The sequence below is a fragment of the uncultured Sphingomonas sp. genome, assembly GCF_913776855.1.
Taxonomy (GTDB): Bacteria; Pseudomonadota; Alphaproteobacteria; order Sphingomonadales; family Sphingomonadaceae; genus Sphingomonas.
This window is the reverse complement of the sequence record NZ_CAJYQD010000013.1, coordinates 1-15,890: the sequence shown is the minus strand read 5'-3', so window position 1 is coordinate 15,890 and position 15,890 is coordinate 1. Positions and strand designations below refer to the sequence as shown.

The following is a 15,890-nucleotide window of genomic DNA, read 5'->3' as shown; positions in this document are numbered from 1 at the left end:
TCCAACCGAAAGATCCGCCGATGCTGCGTACCCTGATGACCGGCCTGCTCCTGACCGCCAGCGTGGGGGCGGCGTCGGCCGAACCGGCGCGGTTCAGCCGCTTTACCTATGACGGCCGCAGCGTCGAGCGGACGACGCACGGCCCCGACCAGTATCGAAATCCGATCCTGTCGGGCTATTATCCCGATCCGTCGGTCATTCGCGTGGGGCAGGACTACTATCTCGTCCTGTCGTCCTTCGCCCATTATCCGGGGCTGCCGATCTTTCATTCGCGCGATCTGGTGAACTGGACCCAGATCGCGAATGCAATCGACCGGCCGGAACAGCTGGACTTCAGCGGGCGGCGGGTGTCGGAGGCGGTCTTCGCGCCCGACATGAGCTTTCATGACGGCACCTTCTATATCGTCAATACGTGCGTCCAGTGTCGTGGGAACTTCGTCATCACCGCAAAGGACCCGAAAGGCCCCTGGTCGAACCCGATCTGGTTGCCGTTCGAGGGGATCGATCCGTCGATCTATTGGGAAGGCGACAAGGCCTATATCGTCAACAACCGCGCGCCGAACGAAACCCCGCGCTACGACGGGCACCGTGCGATCTGGGTGCAGGAATACGACTGGCGCGCAGGCAAGATGGTCGGCGAATCGACCCAGCTCATCAACGGTGGCGTCGACATCACCAGGAAACCGGTGTGGATCGAGGGACCGCATATCTTCCGTAAGGATGCTTGGTATTATTTGACCGCCGCCGAAGGGGGTACCAGCGTCAACCATTCGCAGGTGGTGTTCCGGTCGAAGGCACTGCGCGGACCGTTCGTGCCGTGGAGCGGCAACCCGATCCTGACCCAGCGCGACCTGCCGAACGACCGCGCCGATCCCGTATCGGCGGCGGGTCATGCCGAACTGGTCCAGACGCAGAATGGCGACTGGTGGGCGACCTTCCTCGCTGTACGGCCCTATGGCGACGATTATTACAATATCGGGCGGGAGACGTTCCTGTTGCCCGTGACGTGGAAGGATGGCTGGCCGACGATCCTGCCGGCCGGACAGCGGGTGCCGTTCGTCGCCGATCGGCCCAAACTGCCACGCCAACCCGCCCCCAAACTGCCGATCAGCGGCGATTTCGCCTATGTCGACGAATTCGACGGCTCGAAGCTCGCGATGCAATGGATCGGCGTGCGCACCCCGAAGGCCCCGGTCTATCGGCTGGCGAAGGGCGAGCTGCTGATCGATGGCGGAGCGGCAATCGGCGACCAGAATGGCGTGCCGGGTTTCGTCGGGCGGCGGCAACAGCACCATATCGCGTCGATGGCGACGACCGTGCGCTTCACCCCGTACAAGGACGGCGATCGCGCCGGACTGGCCGCGATGCAGAGCGATGAAAGCTATCTGTTCTTCGGGGTGACCCGGATCGGCGGCAAGCAGGTCGTCGCGCTCTACACCCGTGCCAAGGGCGCCGAGCAACTGGTCGCCAGCGCCCCGCTGAGTGGCAACATGCCGGTCACGCTGACGCTGCGCGCGGATCGTGGCACGATGGCCGTCGATTATGCGATCGGTGGAAATCGTCGGACGCTGGCGAAGGATGTCGACATCCGCTTCCTCAGCACGCGGATGGCCGGCGGGTTCACCGGTACCATCGTCGGTCCCTATGCCTATCGGCAACGATAGGCGCAGGACGGCGCGGACAAAGAAAACCCCGCCAAGTCAGCGGACCTGGCGGGGTTTTCCATGGCGCACCCGGAACGATTCGAACGTCCGACCCTCAGATTCGTAGTCTGATGCTCTATCCAGCTGAGCTACGGGTGCCCGGTGGAGGCCGCCTGTTAGAGAGGCTTTGTCCGTCTGGCAAGCCGTTTCGGCAGGGAAATTTCGAGCCGACCCGACATGCCCTTCACCAGACAAAGAAAGCCCCGCCAAGTCGATGGACCTGGCGGGGCTTTCCATGGCGCACCCGGAACGATTCGAACGTCCGACCCTCAGATTCGTAGTCTGATGCTCTATCCAGCTGAGCTACGGGTGCCCGGTGGAGGCCGCCTGCTACAGGGCACCTTCCCGGCTGGCAACCCCGTTGTGCCAACTTTTTTGCATGGCTATCGGTGGGCCATGACCCGCTCCGCGATCCCGTTCGTCCTGCCCGCTGCCCTGTTGTCGGCCTGTGCCGCGCCGGCAGGCGATTACCCGTCGCTGCTGCCGCGCCCGATCGAAAAGATCAGCCTGGCCGAACCGGTACGCCCAGTGCCGGTGGCAACGCCCGATCCCGCGCTCGACACGAGGATCGTAACCCTTGGTCGGGATGTGGCCGGCGCGAAGGCCGCGTTCGATGCTGCTGCCGAACGGGTGCGCAAGCCCGTCGCCGCAGCGAAGGGCAGCAGCGAGGGGAGCGAACGCTGGCTGGGGAGCCAGGTGGCGCTGGCCGAGCTGGATGTCGCGCGCACCGCGATCGACGTGCCGCTGGCCGAACTCGAACGGTTGGCGATCGACCGGGCGGCGGCCGGCGCGCCGCCCTACCCCGCGCTCGATGCAGCACTGGCCAGGGCAAATGCCGACGCAGCCGACCAGCGCACCACCATCGCGACACTAGGGGCGCAGCTGAAATAGTCGCTATTGCAGCGCACGCAGTACCGGCAGGATCGACGCATAGTCGTCGGTCCAGGGGGCGGTGTCGGTGATCGGCAGCGGTTCCCAATGCCCACCCGATTCCAGCAATCCGCCCAGCACCTCCGGATCGCGGGTCAGCGCGATCCACAGCGACCCCGTTTCCGCCGGGTCCTCCGTCTTCGGCTGATAGGCGAGCTGTGCCGCCATCCACCCGCTTGCCGTTCGCGCGACGACCGGCCCGAGGTCGAGATAGCGGTTGGACACATGCACCAGCAGCAGCCCGCGCCGTCCCAGCACCCGGCCATAGGTGGCGAACGCCTCTCGCGTCATCAGGTGCATCGGCACCGCGTCCGACGAAAAGGCATCGAGCGCCAACAGGTCGAGGCTGCCCGCCGGTTCCTCCGACAGGGTCAGCCGCGCATCGCCGACCGCGATCTGCGCATCCGGGGCACAGCGCCGCAGGAAGGTAAAGGCACCCGAATCCCGCGCGATGCGCACGACGACCGGATCGATCTCGTAGAAACGCCAATGCTGTCCCGGCTTGGCATAGCAGGCGAGCGTCCCGGTCCCCAGACCGACGATGCCGATACGGGCGGCCGGGCCGTAGAGCGACGGCACGGCGCGCAGCGCCTGCCCCACGCCCGAGTTCGGGACGTAATAGGTCGTCGGCGTCCGCTCCCGCTTCGGCGTACCGGTCAGCTGGATGCCATGCAGCGTCGTCCCGTGCTGCAACTCGTTGACATCTTTGCCCCGCATGATCGTGTAGACGCCGAAATAGCTGCGGGTTCGGGCGCCCGGCTCCAGCGACAGCGCGATCGCGCGATAGCCGCCGAACAGGAACAGCGCCGCGGTCAGCGCGAAGAGGAACGGCGCGCGTACCCCGATGGCGAACAGGCCGATCGCGACGATCCCGAAGAACGCGACCGCATCAGGCTTCGCCCCCAGCAACCCTCCGGGATTGAGCATTCCGACCGCGACCACCGCTGCGATGACGACGATCGCCGCCAACCGCAGCTTCAGCCCGCCCGCACCCCACACTCGCTGCGTCACCGGCAGCAGGAACGGTAGCGGCGCGAGCATTCCCGCCGCCAGGATCAGCAGCGGATATTCATAGGTCCAATCGAACAGCACCGGCGCGACCAACCCGGCGAACGCACCGCCCAGCGCGCCGCCGACCGACATGGCGAGGTAAAATCCGGTCAACCGTCCCGGCGCCGGTCGCAGTGCATACATATGCGCGTGCAGCGTCACCGACACCGCGAACAGCAGCAGCAGCGCCGCCAATGCGCTTAACAGCGGAAAGTCGTGGTTCCCGCCGATCATCATTCCGCCAAAGACCAGAATGGTGATCGGCGCATAGCGGGTGATCGCATCGGCCAGCCCCCGCCGCGCGGCAAATGCGACGGTGAAACTCAGCAGATATAGTCCGAGCGGCAGCACCCACAGCAACGGCACCGCCACGATATCGGTCGTCAGAAAGGTCGACGTCGCCAACATCAGCCCCGACGGGACCAGCGCCAGCACGATCCAGTGCAGCACGCGCCGCCAGCCCGGCGCCTCCCCCTTGTCGAGCGGCACCGCCTGTTCGCGCCGATGCGGCAACAACCAGCCGCAGCCGATGACCAGTACGAACAACAGCGCGTAACCGATACTCCAGCCCCAGCTTTGCGCGCGGAGCGGCAATAGCGGTTCGACCAGCAGCGGATAGGCGAGCAGCCCGGCGAAGCTGCCGACGTTCGACGCAGCATATAGCGCATAGGGATCGCGCCCCGGACAGATGAACGCGAACCAGCGCTGCAGCAGCGGCGCCTGCGCCGACACGGCGAAGAACAGCGGTCCGATCGATGCGGTCAGCAGCCACGGTGTCCACAGCGCCGGCTCGGTCCCGGTCGGTGTCGGGGTCGAATTCACCCCGATCGGCAACCATACCGCCGCGCAGAGCAGCAGCAGCAGATGCACCGCCGCCTGCGCCTTCGGCATCAGCTTCCCCAGCAGATGGGCATAGGCATAGCCGCCGAGCAACAACGCCTGATATACAAGCATTGCCGAATTCCACACCGCAGGTGCCCCGCCCAGCTGGGGCAGCGCCATGCGCGCGACCATCGGCTGGACCAGGAACAGCAAGAACGATCCGGCAAGGATCGTCGACACGAAGATCCAGCGGATCGGCCAGCCGGCGGTCCGGTCGGGTGTCGTCACGAACGCGCTTTCCAATAGGTGATGTGGCGCTTGAACGGGCTATCGTCAGGCAGGACCGGATGATCGAAATCGGCCGCAGGATCGCGGACCATGCCGATCCGCTCCATCAATCCCCAGCTGCGGGTATTGGCAAGGATGGTGATCGCACCAATCCGATCGACCTGCAAATGTGCAAAGCCCCAGTCGAGCGAAGCCGATGCCGCCTCCCGTGCAAATCCCCGGCCCCAGTGGTCGCGACCAAACCGCCAGCCGATTTCGACCGATCCCTCCAGCGGGGTACCAACGGCACCGGGTTTCAGTCCACACACGCCGATGAACGCACCGTTCGCGCGCTCTTCCACGCTCCAAAAGCAATAGCCATGGTCGCGCTGATACCCATTCTGCCGGGCGATCGCGGCATCGACATCCGCGTCGGTCGGCAACGCGATCAGGAACCGCATGACGTCCGCATCTGCAACGTGCGACAGGATTGCCGGACGATCGCGCACCTCATAGGGGCGAAGCACCAGCCGCTGCGTATCGATCATGCGCCTAGCAGCCGGGCCGCATGGGCGGCGTGGTAGGTCAGCACGCCCGAACAGCCTGCCCGCTTGAACGCCAGCAGCGTTTCCAGCACCATCGCATCGCGATCCGCCACGCCCGCCGCCACACCCGCCTCGATCAGGGCATATTCGCCCGACACCTGATAGGCGAAGACTGGCACCTCGAACGTCGCCTTCACCCGCGTGATGATGTCCAGATAGGGCATTCCCGGCTTGACCATCACGCTGTCCGCACCTTCCGCCAAGTCGAGCGCGACCTCGCGCAGCGCTTCCTCGCTATTGGCGGGGTCCATCTGATACGTCTTCTTGTCACCTTTGAGCAGGCCGTGCGTACCGACCGCATCGCGGAATGGGCCATAGAAGGCGCTGGCATATTTGGCGGCATAGGCCATGATCTGAACATTGTGGTGGCCGCCGGTTTCCAGCGCGCCGCGGATCGCCGCGACCCGCCCGTCCATCATGTCGGACGGGGCAACGATGTCGCTCCCGGCCTCCGCCTGCACCAGCGCCTGTCGCACCAGCGCGTCGGACGTTATGTCGTTCAGCACATAGCCCGTCGCGTCGACGATGCCGTCATGCCCATGCGACGTATAGGGATCGAGCGCGACGTCGGTCAGCACGCCGATTTCCGGCACTGCGTCCTTGATCGCGCGGATCGCGCGGCACATCAGATTATCGGGATTGAACGCTTCCGCGCCATCGTCGCTGCGCAGTTCGCGCGGCGTATTGGGGAACAGCGCGATGACCGGGATGCCCAGGTCGCGGGCCTCGCGGGCGCGATCGACGATCCCCGACAGGTTCCAGCGCGATACGCCCGGCAACGCCTTGATCGGTTCCCCAGCACCCTCCGTCACGAACAACGGCCAGATCAGATCGGCCGGGGTGAGGATGGTTTCGGCGTGGAGACGGCGGCTCCAGCTGGTGGCGCGGGTGCGGCGCAGGCGCAGCGCGGGATAAGCAGCGGACATGGCGCGACTTGTGGGCCAAGCGGTTCGGACGATCAACCGAAAGTCGCGTGGGTCCATTTTCGTTACGGAACGTTACCGACCCCATGAACCGCATCCGTACCGCCGCCATGATCGTCAACGCCCGGTCGCGCAGCGGCCAGGACCAGTTTGCGCAGGCATGCAGCGCGTTGAAAGGCGCCGCGTTCGAGGTCGACGCCCATGCCGTCGAGGATCCAGACCAACTGGTGCCGACGCTCAAACGTGCGCTGGAGGCAAATCCCGACCTTGTGATCCTGGGCGGAGGCGACGGCACGATCAGCAGCCTGGTCGACTATCTGCTCGGCCACGACGTGATCCTGGGCGTGCTGCCGCTCGGCACGGCCAACAGCTTCTGCCGGACGCTCGGCATTCCGCTCGACATTCCCGGCGCGGTCGAGGTGCTGAAGACCGGCCAGCCGCGCCGCATCGATCTGGGGATGATCGACGGCGACTATTTTGCGAATTGCGCCGCGATCGGCCTGTCGCCGCAAATCGCGAAAACCGTACCGCACGGGATCAAGAAGCTGTTCGGACGGATCGGCTATCTCGCCTGGGCGTCACTGCAATTCGCGAAGTTCCATCCGTTCGAACTGATCGTCGGGCAGGGCGACAATGCCAAGCGGATGATGGCGACCGAGGTCCGCATCTCGAACGGCCGCTTCCACGGCGGCACCGAACTGGTCGAGGAAGCGCGGCTCGACAGCGGCGAGATCATCGTTCAGGTCGTGGCGGGCAAGGGCAAGCGCAGCTTGGTGCGCAACTGGGCCGCCGGGTTCTTCCGGCTCGATTCGCGGCGGGTGGATACCGTGACGTTCCACGGGCAGGCACTACGCATCGAAACGCACCCGCCGCTGCCGATCTCGATCGATGGCGAGGTGCTGGCCAAGACCCCGGTGATGGCGAAGATCGCCGCCGGGATCATCGAGGTGATGGCACCGGTCGAACCGTAACGCCGGCGCCAGCCCGGTGTCGTCAGCCGCGCCCGATCAGGCGGCGGGCAATGGTATCGGCGACGTCCGAATGCGGCTTGCCGCTGGCTTCGCTCTCATCCCATACCTGCACCAGCCGGTCGGGAATGCGCGCGATCCGCGCCTCCACTTCGGCACGGTCGCCTTGGCCGAGATATTCGAGCGCCACGTTGATGATGCCGCCGGCATTGATGACGTAATCGGGGGCGTAGAGGATACCGCGATCGTGCAGCCGTTTGCCCTCTGCGGCGGTCGCCAGCTGGTTGTTGGCACCGCCGGCCACCGCCTTGCACTTCAGCGCCGCGATCGTCGCTTCATCCAAGACCGCGCCCAGCGCGTTGGGGCTGACGATATCGGCCTCCAGCGTCAGGACCGACGCCGGATCGGCGGTCGTCGCACCCAGTTCGCTCGCCAGTGCCTCGGCACGGGCTTCGTTGACATCGGCCAGCGTCAGGACGGCGCCGTCCTTCGCCAGCAGGCGGGCAAGCCCGCCACCGACCGATCCGACGCCCTGCACCGCGACCCGCACGCCACGCATGTCGTCGCTGCCCAGCGCGCGCTTCGCCGCCGCACGCACGCCCAAATAGACGCCCATCGCAGTGAACGGCCCCGGATCGCCGCCGGCATTGCCCGCGGCGACCGGCAGGCCCGAAACATACTTCGTCGACCCCGAAATCGTGATCATGTCGGCTTCCGACATGCCGACATCCTCGGCCGTCACATAGCGGCCGCCGAGCGATTCGACCGCTTGGCCGAAGGCGGCGAGCAGTTCGGGGGTCTTGGCGCCGCCCTCGGGCGCCAGCACGACGCCCTTGCCGCCACCCATGGGCAATCCGGCCATCGCGTTCTTGAAGCTCATGCCGCGCGACAGGCGCAGCGCATCGGTCACCGCCGCGTCGCTATTGGCATAGCGCCAGAAACGGACGCCGCCCGCCGCCGGGCCCAGCGCGGTCGAATGGACCGCGATGACGCAGCGCAGGCCGGTCTGGTGATCGGAAAAGAGGTGGATGCCCTCGTGTTCGTCGAAGTCGGGATAGCCCCAATCGGTCTGCACGGCGGCGGCTCCAGCGCTGTAAGGGATGGGGCGACCGACGGGACTTGAACCCGCAACTTCCGGCATCACAAGCCGGCGCTCTAACCAATTGAACTACGGTCGCCGTGGAGTGGCGCGCTTAGCGGTGCCTCGCGCATCGGTCAAGCAGTGGCGTAGCGATAATCGTTCTGGCAGAGAATTTGCCATGGAAACGCCCCCTGCCCTCGTCCGACCCAATCTGGGTTCTGGCCACCCGTCTGAAGCGGTCGTCGCGCATATCCTTGCCCAGCCGGGCGTACAGCGCGTGCCAAGTGGAAAGCTGTCGCTGTTCATCCGCCGCGCCCTGATCCCCACCGAACTTTGCAGCGCGCTGATCGAACGAATCGATGCAAAACGCCGCCCCTCGACCATCGCCGATGCCAATGGCGACCCGACCTTCCGCACCAGCGAGACCTGCGACCTCGATTCGACCGATCCGGTGGTCGCGGCAACCGAAGCGCTGATCTACGATTTCTGCGGGTTGGACCCGGCGCATGGCGAACCCCTGCAGGGACAGCGTTATGCCGTCGGGCAGGAGTTCAAGGCGCACACCGATTATTTCGACCCACAGGGCGGCGACTTCGTGAAATACTGCTCGGTCGCCGGCAACCGGACCTGGACGGTGATGCTGTACCTGAACGAACCCGGCGCGGGCGGGGCGACGCGGTTCAAGGCGATCGACAAGATCGTGCAGCCCGAAACCGGCAAGCTGCTGGCATGGAGCAACCTGCGCCCCGACGGCACGCCCAACCCCGCGACGCTGCACCACGGGATGAAGGTACGCGAGGGCACCAAATATGTCCTGACCAAGTGGTTTCGCGAACGCCCCTGGGGATAATCGAACGGGCCGCCGGCATTGCTGCCGACGGCCCGTCGCGTCGTTCGGTCCGGATCAGAACTGGGCGGTGATACCCAGCGAGAACATGCGGCCAAGGTCATAGCGGTTGATATAGACCGGATTGCCACCGAAATTCTGGCTTTCCGAATAGCGCGTGCCGGTCAGGTTGCGGGCTTCCGCCTTCACCTCGAGGTTCGCACCGGCCACTTCGAAGCCCTGCCGCGCCACGAGGTCGAGGCGGATGCCCGGACGCTCGACGATATCGGGCTGGAACCCCTGCCCCGACAGGTTCGACGGACCGCGATTGGTCACGCGGTCGCTGGCATAGTTGAACAGCAGGGTCAGCTGCGAGAGGTTGGCGGTGTCTTCCAGACCGACCTGCACGTTCACCAGATGATCCGACTGGCCGGTCAGCGGTGCGCCGTCGCGGAACAACAGGTTCGCCCGGCCGAAGCCCGCCGCGCAGCCACCGATCCCCGGTGAACCGAGGGCCGCCGCCGGATTGGGAACGCAGCTGCCATCCGCCGTGATCTGCGACTGGGTATAGGTGTAATTCGCCAGCAGCAGGAGCCGGCGGGCAGCAAAGAAATTGCCGAGGCTTTCGAGCGGAATATACTTCTGCGCCTCGATCTCTCCGCCCCACAAGGTCGCCTTGGGCAGATAGGTGAAGCCGGTCTGCAGCGTCGCGTCGGGGCTGGGATAGAAGCCGGCTTGTTCGATCGGGCGATCGATCCGCTTGTAGAAGCCGGCCGCGGTCAGCCGCTGGTCGCGGCCGAAGAACCATTCGTAGCGCGCTTCGAGGTTCCACAGTTCGGAGTCGCGCAGGTTCGGGTTACCGAAGAACAGGCGGTCCGAGTCCGGATCGCGGAACTGCTGCGGTGCGAGTTCACGGAATTGCGGGCGCGAGATCGTCTTCGCGCCGCTCAACCGGGCCTGCATGTCCGACGCGAAGTTCCACGTCAGCGTGCCGGCCGGCAGCCAGTAGCCATTCTTCAGGATGGTCGAAGGATTACCGATCGGCGTCACGATCTCGCGCGCCGTTTCATACCGCACGCCCGCCACCGCGCGCAGCCCGTCACTGACCTCTGCCTCCGCCTGGACATAGCCGGCATGGATTTCGAGACCCGCGTCATAGGCGTAGGCGCCGTTCTGCGTATTGAACTGCAGCTGGATGGTGCAGGCGCCGGTACCGCGCTGCGGACAGGCGTTGAACAGCGAGTCCGGCGACAACAGGTAATCGGGCCGCAACAGGTTGTTGGGGAAGCCCGGTGCGGTGCCCGCGCCATCGCTGGTCTGGTAGTTGAACTGAAGCCGCCGCGAATTGCGGTCGGTGTTCGAATAGAAATAGCCGCTCGACAAGGTGATCGGCCGGTCCGTCGCCAGCTTGTACGACAGGTCCGCCTGTCCCGTGTACAGGTTCTCGTTCAGCTCGCTGAACACGACGCTGGCGAACGGCGAGAAGCGCTGCGTCACCTGATACGCGCCGTTGCAATTGAACCCGCGCGAGAACGGTGCGCCATCGCTGGTGATCGGATAGCCATTGGTCGTGCGGTTCGAACACAGATAGTCGAACTGTCGCTCGTACGGCGCATTGCGCTTCGAATTGGCATAGGCGCCGCGCGCGTCGAACTTCAGCGCATCGGTCAGCTTGAACTCGCCGACCAGCTGGCTTTCGATCAGCTGGCGTTCGAACCAGTTGGTGTTCTGCTGAAGCCGCAGGCCGCTGAAGTTGTTGTATGCTTCCGACCCGGCAAGGCGCCCCTGCTTCAGCGTGTCGTGGATATAGACGTTGGTCCAGCGCAGGGTGTTGTCGTTGAATTCGTATCCCAGCCCGACCAGCGCATTCGCGACGATCCGATTGTCGGTCAGCACGGTGCGGAAATCGTTGCGGACGGTACCATTCTCGCTGACGCTGTCCTGCTGGATCGCGTCGCGGGTGCGGAACGTGTTCGACAGGCCTAGCGAGGCGATGACGCCCAGCCGGTCGCTGCCGACATCGAACACCGACCCGCCGGCGATCTCACCCGACAAATTGGCCGGCAGCTGGTTGTTGACCTGCAACAGCGTCGTACGCGCATTGTTGAGCTGCGCGACCTGCTGTGCGGTGAACATGCCCGATCCCTGGTCGGCGTTGCGGATGAACGCAGGCACGCCGCGCGTACCGTCGTCATAGCCCAGCCAGTCGGACTTGCCGCCGGCATAGACATAACCCAGTTCGCTGGTCGTCACCGTATCGGCGGCGATCGACCCGCCGATTGACAGGAAGTTCTTCTTTGGGATCGCCTTCGACGTCAGGTTGATGACGCCGCCGCCGAATTCGCCGGGGAAGTTGACCGAATAGGTCTTCTGCACCAGCGCCGAGCCGACGATCGACGTCGGGAAAATGTCGAGCGGGACCGAGCGGCGTAGCGGTTCGGGGCTGGGCAGCGGCGATCCGTTGAGGAGCGAAGACGAATAGCGATCGCCAAGGCCACGGACATAGACGAAGCCGCCGCCGACGACCGACAGGCCGGTGACGCGGGTCAGCGCGCCGGCGATGTCGCCATCACCGGTACGGGCGATGTCGGCTTCCGACAGTACCGACACGATCTGCGGCGTGGCGCGCACGACGTTCGGAATGTTGCGGCCGACGACGACGATCTCCTCCGCCGCCGATTCGTCGAAGCCGGGCGAGGAGACTTCGGCCGGGGCGTCGGTCGTCGTGCCGTCCTGCGGCGTAGTCGCGGTATCGGGCTGGGTTCCGGTCGGCACGACCGGCGGGGTCGCCGCCGTCGGTGCCGGCGCCGTCTGCGCCAGCACGGCCGGCGCGACCAGTTGCGATGTCAAAAGAAGGAGCGTTGCGTAGGCGCGACGGTGCTGCATGACCCGGGATCCACCTGTTCAAATCGTAAAGAGCGAATGCCGGGACGGGCGTATCGGCCCGCCCCGGCATCGGCGTGTCATCGCTGGAGCGCGATGGTGTCGCGGATCAGCGCCCGTTGCAGGCGAAGTAGACCGAGCTGAACACCGGCGGGCCGACGTCCTGCTTCGACGAATCGGCGGCCCGGATCGTGGAGCGATCCGACGCGCTGGTTTCGCCAGCGATCAGGTTGAGGCAGGTGACGCCCGACACCGACTTCACGATGCCGTTGACGTAGCGCATGTCCGAGCCGCCGCGCTGACGGATCGCCGACGGTGCCAGTGCGGTCTGGATGAAGGTGAAGTTGGCATAGGTGCTGTACGTGCGCGGGAGCAGGTCTTCGGCATTGTTCGAGTCGATCTCGGTTGAGAAGGAGTCGGCGGTCGCGCCGATCGTGCGCTGCGCCGCGATCATGAACTGCATGAACCCGCGATAGCCGTTGTCGATGTCGAAACCGTCATCGTCCGCACCGGTGATGGCAACGTACTTCAGGTTGGTCGTGCCGCCGAAGATTTCGATACCGTCATCGGCCGAATTGTGGCTCTGAATATGATCCAGCACTGTACCCGAACCGGTGCCGCCCAGCGTCAGGCCCTGCAGTTCGTTGCCGTCGCTGATCGCGATGCCCGAATAGCGGATCTGGACGTAGGACATCTGGCCCGAGCTGTCGGCGGCGTTCGGGCCACCGTAGAAGCGACCGGTCACGCCTTCGATCGCCTGCTGACAGGTCGTCGACGTGCCCGCAGCGACGTTCGGGCCGGTGCCGGTGGCGCAGACGGCGGTCGGTGCGCGGCCGAGCAGGATGATGCCGCCCCACTGGCCCTGGCTCGCGTCCGACACGCCGTTGTTGACCAGGTTCTGCTGCGAGGTGAATACGATCGGTGCGTCGCGCGTCCCGATGGCCGAAATCTTCGAACCGCGGTTGACCAGCAGCAGGTCGTTCGTGGCTTCGGTCGAGTCGGCAGCGATGACGACGCCGGCAGCAATCGTCAGCGTCACACCGGTGCCGCCGGTGGTGCCAAGGTCGGTGCCGACTTCGGTCTGACCGGTCAGGCGATAGACGACGCCGGCGATCTTCGGCAGCGTCAGGTCGGTGGTGATGTTCTGCGGCAGGCGGCAGAAACGCAGCGTCGGGCTGCTCGAGCTATTGGTGCCGGCATCGGTCGTTCCAGTCGGACAGACCGAGGTCGCAGCGGCATAGGTACCGATCGACGGGACCGCGGTGCAGCGTGCGCCCGAACCGCCGAATTCGGCCGAGGTCGAATTGCAGGTCCAGCCCTGGAACGCAGTATCGGTCGGGCCGTTGAGCGCACCGACATAGTTGGTGCTGGTGAAGAAGCTGTTGATCGTCGACGGATCGGTCGCCGTGGTCAGCGAGGCGCTGCCGACCGGATATACGCCGTTCATCGTCGAACCGACGCCGTTGACGTTGTTGTTCGTGCCGGCGTTGACGATGGCCAGCTGTTCATCCGACGTGATCGAGATGCCGTTGACCGTGGTCGACGTCGCGAACTGCGCTGCGGTGATCGCGCTCGGCGTGGCCGAAGCGGTCGGGGTCGGCGTGGGGGCCGGCGCGGGGATCGTCACATTGATGCTGCCGGCACCCGGCGACGCGACGCCATCGGCGCCGCTGCAACCCGCGAGCGCGGCACATGCCGTCGACGCCATGAGAATAAAGCCGATGCGCTTGCTGCTGGCCATCATCGAAGAACTCCCGAAACCTGGTTTTCGTTATGCGGGCACGGCGGCCCGGCGATCGTCCAAGGCTCCCCCTGCGGCCGATCCACAGCCGCCCCGTTAGGCGCCGTGGATGACGGGAACGTGCGATTTCGATGAAATTTCGGAGACGTTATGGTTTCGGATTTGTGACAGACGCCAGAATGGAACGCGGACATCGGAATCAGAAACGGCCGCCCGGCACAGCGCCTCTTTGCGAAGGTCGCAGTGCCGGACGGCCGTTGATCTGGTGGGCGCGACAGGGATTGAACCTGTGACCCCACCCGTGTGAAGGGTGTGCTCTACCGCTGAGCTACGCGCCCGGAAACCCGGAGGCCGGCTCCCTAGATGGGTCCGGCGATCGTGTCCAGAGGTTAATTCACCGAATCCTTCAGGCCCTTGCCGGCCTTGAACTTCGGCTGCGACGACGCCTTGATCGTCATCGGCTCGCCGGTGCGCGGGTTGCGGCCGGTCGACGCCTTGCGCTTCGATACCGAAAAGGTGCCGAATCCGACCAGACGAACCTCGTCACCCTTTTTGAGCGCCGCCGAGATGACGTCGAAAACCGCTTCGACCGCCTTCATCGCATCGCCGCGGGTAAGCCCCGAATGGTCGGCGACCTGCCCGATCAGCTCCTGCTTGTTCATCCCGTGGAACCCCCTTCATCCGTATGACAATATTGAAAACTCAAGTACGGCACTAAGGCCGCGCAAACGCGTGCTGTCAAAGCAAAATGGGCGAAACGATGCAATCCAATGCTTTGCATCCGGTCGCCCGGCACGTTCGATCCGGCGACAGGCGGGGGGCGGTTACCAACCGCCCCCCGCGGTCAGTGCGGTCGCGACTCGGCGATGCCGGGCACCGGGACCGGAGGCTGCGCTGCCAGATCGTCGGCCTCGGTCCAATCGATGGCCGTCAGCGGCTCGGTCAGCGCCAGGCGCAGCACTTCATCGACGTGGGCCACCGGAACGATCTCCAGCCCGGCGCGGATATTGTCCGGAATTTCCGCCAGATCCTTCTCGTTCTCGACCGGAATCAGCACTGTCTTGATCCCGCCGCGCAGTGCCGCGAGCAACTTCTCCTTGAGGCCGCCGATCGGCAGCACACGGCCGCGCAGTGTCACTTCGCCAGTCATCGCCACCTCGCGCCGTACCGGAACGCCGGTCAGCGTAGAGACGATCGACGTGACCAGACCGATACCGGCCGACGGTCCATCCTTCGGCACCGCGCCTTCGGGCAGGTGGATATGGACGTCCTTGCGATGAAACAGGCTCGGTTTGATGCCATAGCCGGGTGAGCGCGCCTTGACGTAGCTCCACGCCGCCTCGACCGATTCCTTCATCACGTCGCCCAGCTTGCCGGTCGTCTTGACCGATCCCTTGCCCGGCACCGTCACGCTTTCGATCGTCAGCAGCTCGCCGCCGACCTCGGTCCAGGCAAGGCCGGTAACCGCGCCGATCTGATGCTCCTCCTCACCCACGCCGAAGCGATATTTCCGCACCCCGGCGAACTCGTGCAGGTTGTCCGGCGTCACCGTGACCGACGTCGCCTTGCCCTCAAGGATACGCCGCAGCGCCTTGCGAGCGAGCTTTGCGATCTCACGCTCCAGCGTGCGTACGCCGGCTTCGCGGGTGTAGAAGCGGATCAGGTCGCGCAGCCCTTCCTGCGTCAGCTCGAACTCGCCCGGCTTCAACCCGTGCGCGTCGACCTGCTTGGCAACCAGATGCCGCTCGGCGATCTCGACCTTCTCATCCTCGGTATAGCCCTCCAGCCGGATGATCTCCATGCGGTCGAGCAGCGCCTGCGGCAGGTTCAACGTGTTCGCGGTGCAGACGAACATCACGTCCGACAGATCGATGTCGATCTCCAGATAGTGATCGTTGAACTTTGCATTCTGTTCGGGATCGAGCACTTCCAGCAGCGCCGATGCCGGATCGCCACGGAAATCTTGACCCAGCTTGTCGATCTCATCGAGCAGGAACAACGGGTTCGATGCGCCCGCCTTCTTCAGGTTGGTGACGATCTTGCCCGGCAGCGACCCGATATAGGTCCGGCGATGGCCGCGAATTTCGGCTT

At 65.2% G+C, this 15,890-nt stretch carries 12 protein-coding genes and 4 tRNA genes; 4 read left to right on the top strand and 12 right to left on the bottom strand.

Features of this window, described 5'->3' with window-relative positions; translation table 11 throughout:
- Window positions 1-20: 20 nt before the first annotated feature.
- Window positions 21-1,664: a glycoside hydrolase family 43 protein gene (locus tag QZ755_RS02760; RefSeq protein ID WP_294319506.1), complete on the top strand. Its 1,644-nt coding sequence runs from the start codon at window positions 21-23 to the stop codon at window positions 1,662-1,664.
- Window positions 1,665-1,725: 61 nt separating this feature from the next.
- Here QZ755_RS02760 and QZ755_RS02755 read toward each other — a convergent pair.
- A tRNA-Arg gene (locus QZ755_RS02755) sits at window positions 1,726-1,802 on the bottom strand.
- A 137-nt stretch (window positions 1,803-1,939) separates the two neighbouring features.
- Window positions 1,940-2,016, bottom strand: a tRNA-Arg gene (locus QZ755_RS02750).
- 83 nt (window positions 2,017-2,099) lie between these two features.
- Here QZ755_RS02750 and QZ755_RS02745 point away from each other — a divergent pair.
- Window positions 2,100-2,594, top strand: a complete 495-nt coding sequence (locus QZ755_RS02745) for a hypothetical protein (RefSeq protein WP_294319504.1) — start codon at window positions 2,100-2,102, stop codon at window positions 2,592-2,594.
- A gap of 3 nt (window positions 2,595-2,597) precedes the next feature.
- Here QZ755_RS02745 and QZ755_RS02740 read toward each other — a convergent pair whose 3' ends face one another.
- The 3 genes from QZ755_RS02740 to hemB are packed head-to-tail and all read right to left on the bottom strand — an operon-like array spanning window position 2,598 to window position 6,303.
- Window positions 2,598-4,793: a fused MFS/spermidine synthase gene (locus QZ755_RS02740; RefSeq protein ID WP_294319502.1), complete on the bottom strand. Its 2,196-nt coding sequence runs from the start codon at window positions 4,791-4,793 to the stop codon at window positions 2,598-2,600.
- Window positions 4,790-5,320 carry a GNAT family N-acetyltransferase gene (locus tag QZ755_RS02735; protein ID WP_294319500.1) on the bottom strand — a complete coding sequence of 177 codons (531 nt, stop codon included), beginning with the start codon at window positions 5,318-5,320 and terminating at the stop codon, window positions 4,790-4,792. Before QZ755_RS02735 ends, QZ755_RS02740 begins: the two co-directional genes overlap by 4 nt.
- Complete coding sequence (gene hemB, locus QZ755_RS02730; RefSeq protein WP_294319498.1) at window positions 5,317-6,303, bottom strand: porphobilinogen synthase; 987 nt, start codon at window positions 6,301-6,303, stop codon at window positions 5,317-5,319. The genes QZ755_RS02735 and hemB overlap by 4 nt, the downstream gene beginning before the upstream one ends.
- An 83-nt stretch (window positions 6,304-6,386) precedes the next feature.
- Here hemB and QZ755_RS02725 point away from each other — a divergent pair, with 83 nt between their 5' ends.
- On the top strand, window positions 6,387-7,271 hold the full coding sequence (locus tag QZ755_RS02725) for a diacylglycerol kinase family protein (RefSeq protein WP_294319496.1): 885 nt from the start codon (window positions 6,387-6,389) through the stop codon (window positions 7,269-7,271).
- A 22-nt stretch (window positions 7,272-7,293) separates the two neighbouring features.
- On the opposite strand, the gene QZ755_RS02720 is transcribed toward QZ755_RS02725, so the two are convergent.
- Together QZ755_RS02720 and QZ755_RS02715 are read right to left on the bottom strand one after the other, a co-directional pair.
- Window positions 7,294-8,343 carry a Glu/Leu/Phe/Val dehydrogenase dimerization domain-containing protein gene (locus tag QZ755_RS02720; protein WP_294319494.1) on the bottom strand — a complete coding sequence of 350 codons (1,050 nt, stop codon included), beginning with the start codon at window positions 8,341-8,343 and terminating at the stop codon, window positions 7,294-7,296.
- A gap of 26 nt (window positions 8,344-8,369) precedes the next feature.
- Window positions 8,370-8,446: transfer RNA gene (locus QZ755_RS02715), tRNA-His, on the bottom strand.
- Window positions 8,447-8,527: 81 nt separating this feature from the next.
- Between QZ755_RS02715 and QZ755_RS02710 the strand changes: the two genes are divergently transcribed.
- Window positions 8,528-9,199 carry a 2OG-Fe(II) oxygenase gene (locus QZ755_RS02710; protein ID WP_294319493.1) on the top strand — a complete coding sequence of 224 codons (672 nt, stop codon included), beginning with the start codon at window positions 8,528-8,530 and terminating at the stop codon, window positions 9,197-9,199.
- A gap of 54 nt (window positions 9,200-9,253) precedes the next feature.
- On the opposite strand, the gene QZ755_RS02705 is transcribed toward QZ755_RS02710, so the two are convergent.
- From QZ755_RS02705 to QZ755_RS02685, 5 genes are all read right to left on the bottom strand, one after another.
- Window positions 9,254-12,061 carry a TonB-dependent receptor gene (locus tag QZ755_RS02705; protein WP_294319492.1) on the bottom strand — a complete coding sequence of 936 codons (2,808 nt, stop codon included), beginning with the start codon at window positions 12,059-12,061 and terminating at the stop codon, window positions 9,254-9,256.
- A 106-nt stretch (window positions 12,062-12,167) separates the two neighbouring features.
- Window positions 12,168-13,802 carry a hypothetical protein gene (locus QZ755_RS02700; protein ID WP_294319490.1) on the bottom strand — a complete coding sequence of 545 codons (1,635 nt, stop codon included), beginning with the start codon at window positions 13,800-13,802 and terminating at the stop codon, window positions 12,168-12,170.
- Window positions 13,803-14,062: 260 nt separating this feature from the next.
- A tRNA-Val gene (locus QZ755_RS02695) sits at window positions 14,063-14,137 on the bottom strand.
- A gap of 51 nt (window positions 14,138-14,188) precedes the next feature.
- Window positions 14,189-14,461, bottom strand: coding sequence for an HU family DNA-binding protein (locus QZ755_RS02690; RefSeq protein ID WP_055756411.1), 273 nt, complete (start codon window positions 14,459-14,461; stop codon window positions 14,189-14,191).
- Window positions 14,462-14,643: 182 nt separating this feature from the next.
- On the bottom strand, window positions 14,644-15,890 hold a 1,247-nt coding region (locus QZ755_RS02685), incomplete at its 5' end, for a S16 family serine protease (protein ID WP_294319488.1).

Coding starts and splice junctions, on each gene's coding strand:
- QZ755_RS02760 (WP_294319506.1), top strand. CDS start 21: ATGCTGCGTACCCTGATGACCGGCCTGCTCCTGACCGCCAGCGTGGGG.
- QZ755_RS02745 (WP_294319504.1), top strand. CDS start 2,100: ATGACCCGCTCCGCGATCCCGTTCGTCCTGCCCGCTGCCCTGTTGTCG.
- QZ755_RS02735 (WP_294319500.1), bottom strand. CDS start 5,320: ATGATCGATACGCAGCGGCTGGTGCTTCGCCCCTATGAGGTGCGCGAT.
- hemB (WP_294319498.1), bottom strand. CDS start 6,303: ATGTCCGCTGCTTATCCCGCGCTGCGCCTGCGCCGCACCCGCGCCACC.
- QZ755_RS02725 (WP_294319496.1), top strand. CDS start 6,387: ATGAACCGCATCCGTACCGCCGCCATGATCGTCAACGCCCGGTCGCGC.
- QZ755_RS02710 (WP_294319493.1), top strand. CDS start 8,528: ATGGAAACGCCCCCTGCCCTCGTCCGACCCAATCTGGGTTCTGGCCAC.
- QZ755_RS02705 (WP_294319492.1), bottom strand. CDS start 12,061: ATGCAGCACCGTCGCGCCTACGCAACGCTCCTTCTTTTGACATCGCAA.
- QZ755_RS02700 (WP_294319490.1), bottom strand. CDS start 13,802: ATGATGGCCAGCAGCAAGCGCATCGGCTTTATTCTCATGGCGTCGACG.
- QZ755_RS02690 (WP_055756411.1), bottom strand. CDS start 14,461: ATGAACAAGCAGGAGCTGATCGGGCAGGTCGCCGACCATTCGGGGCTT.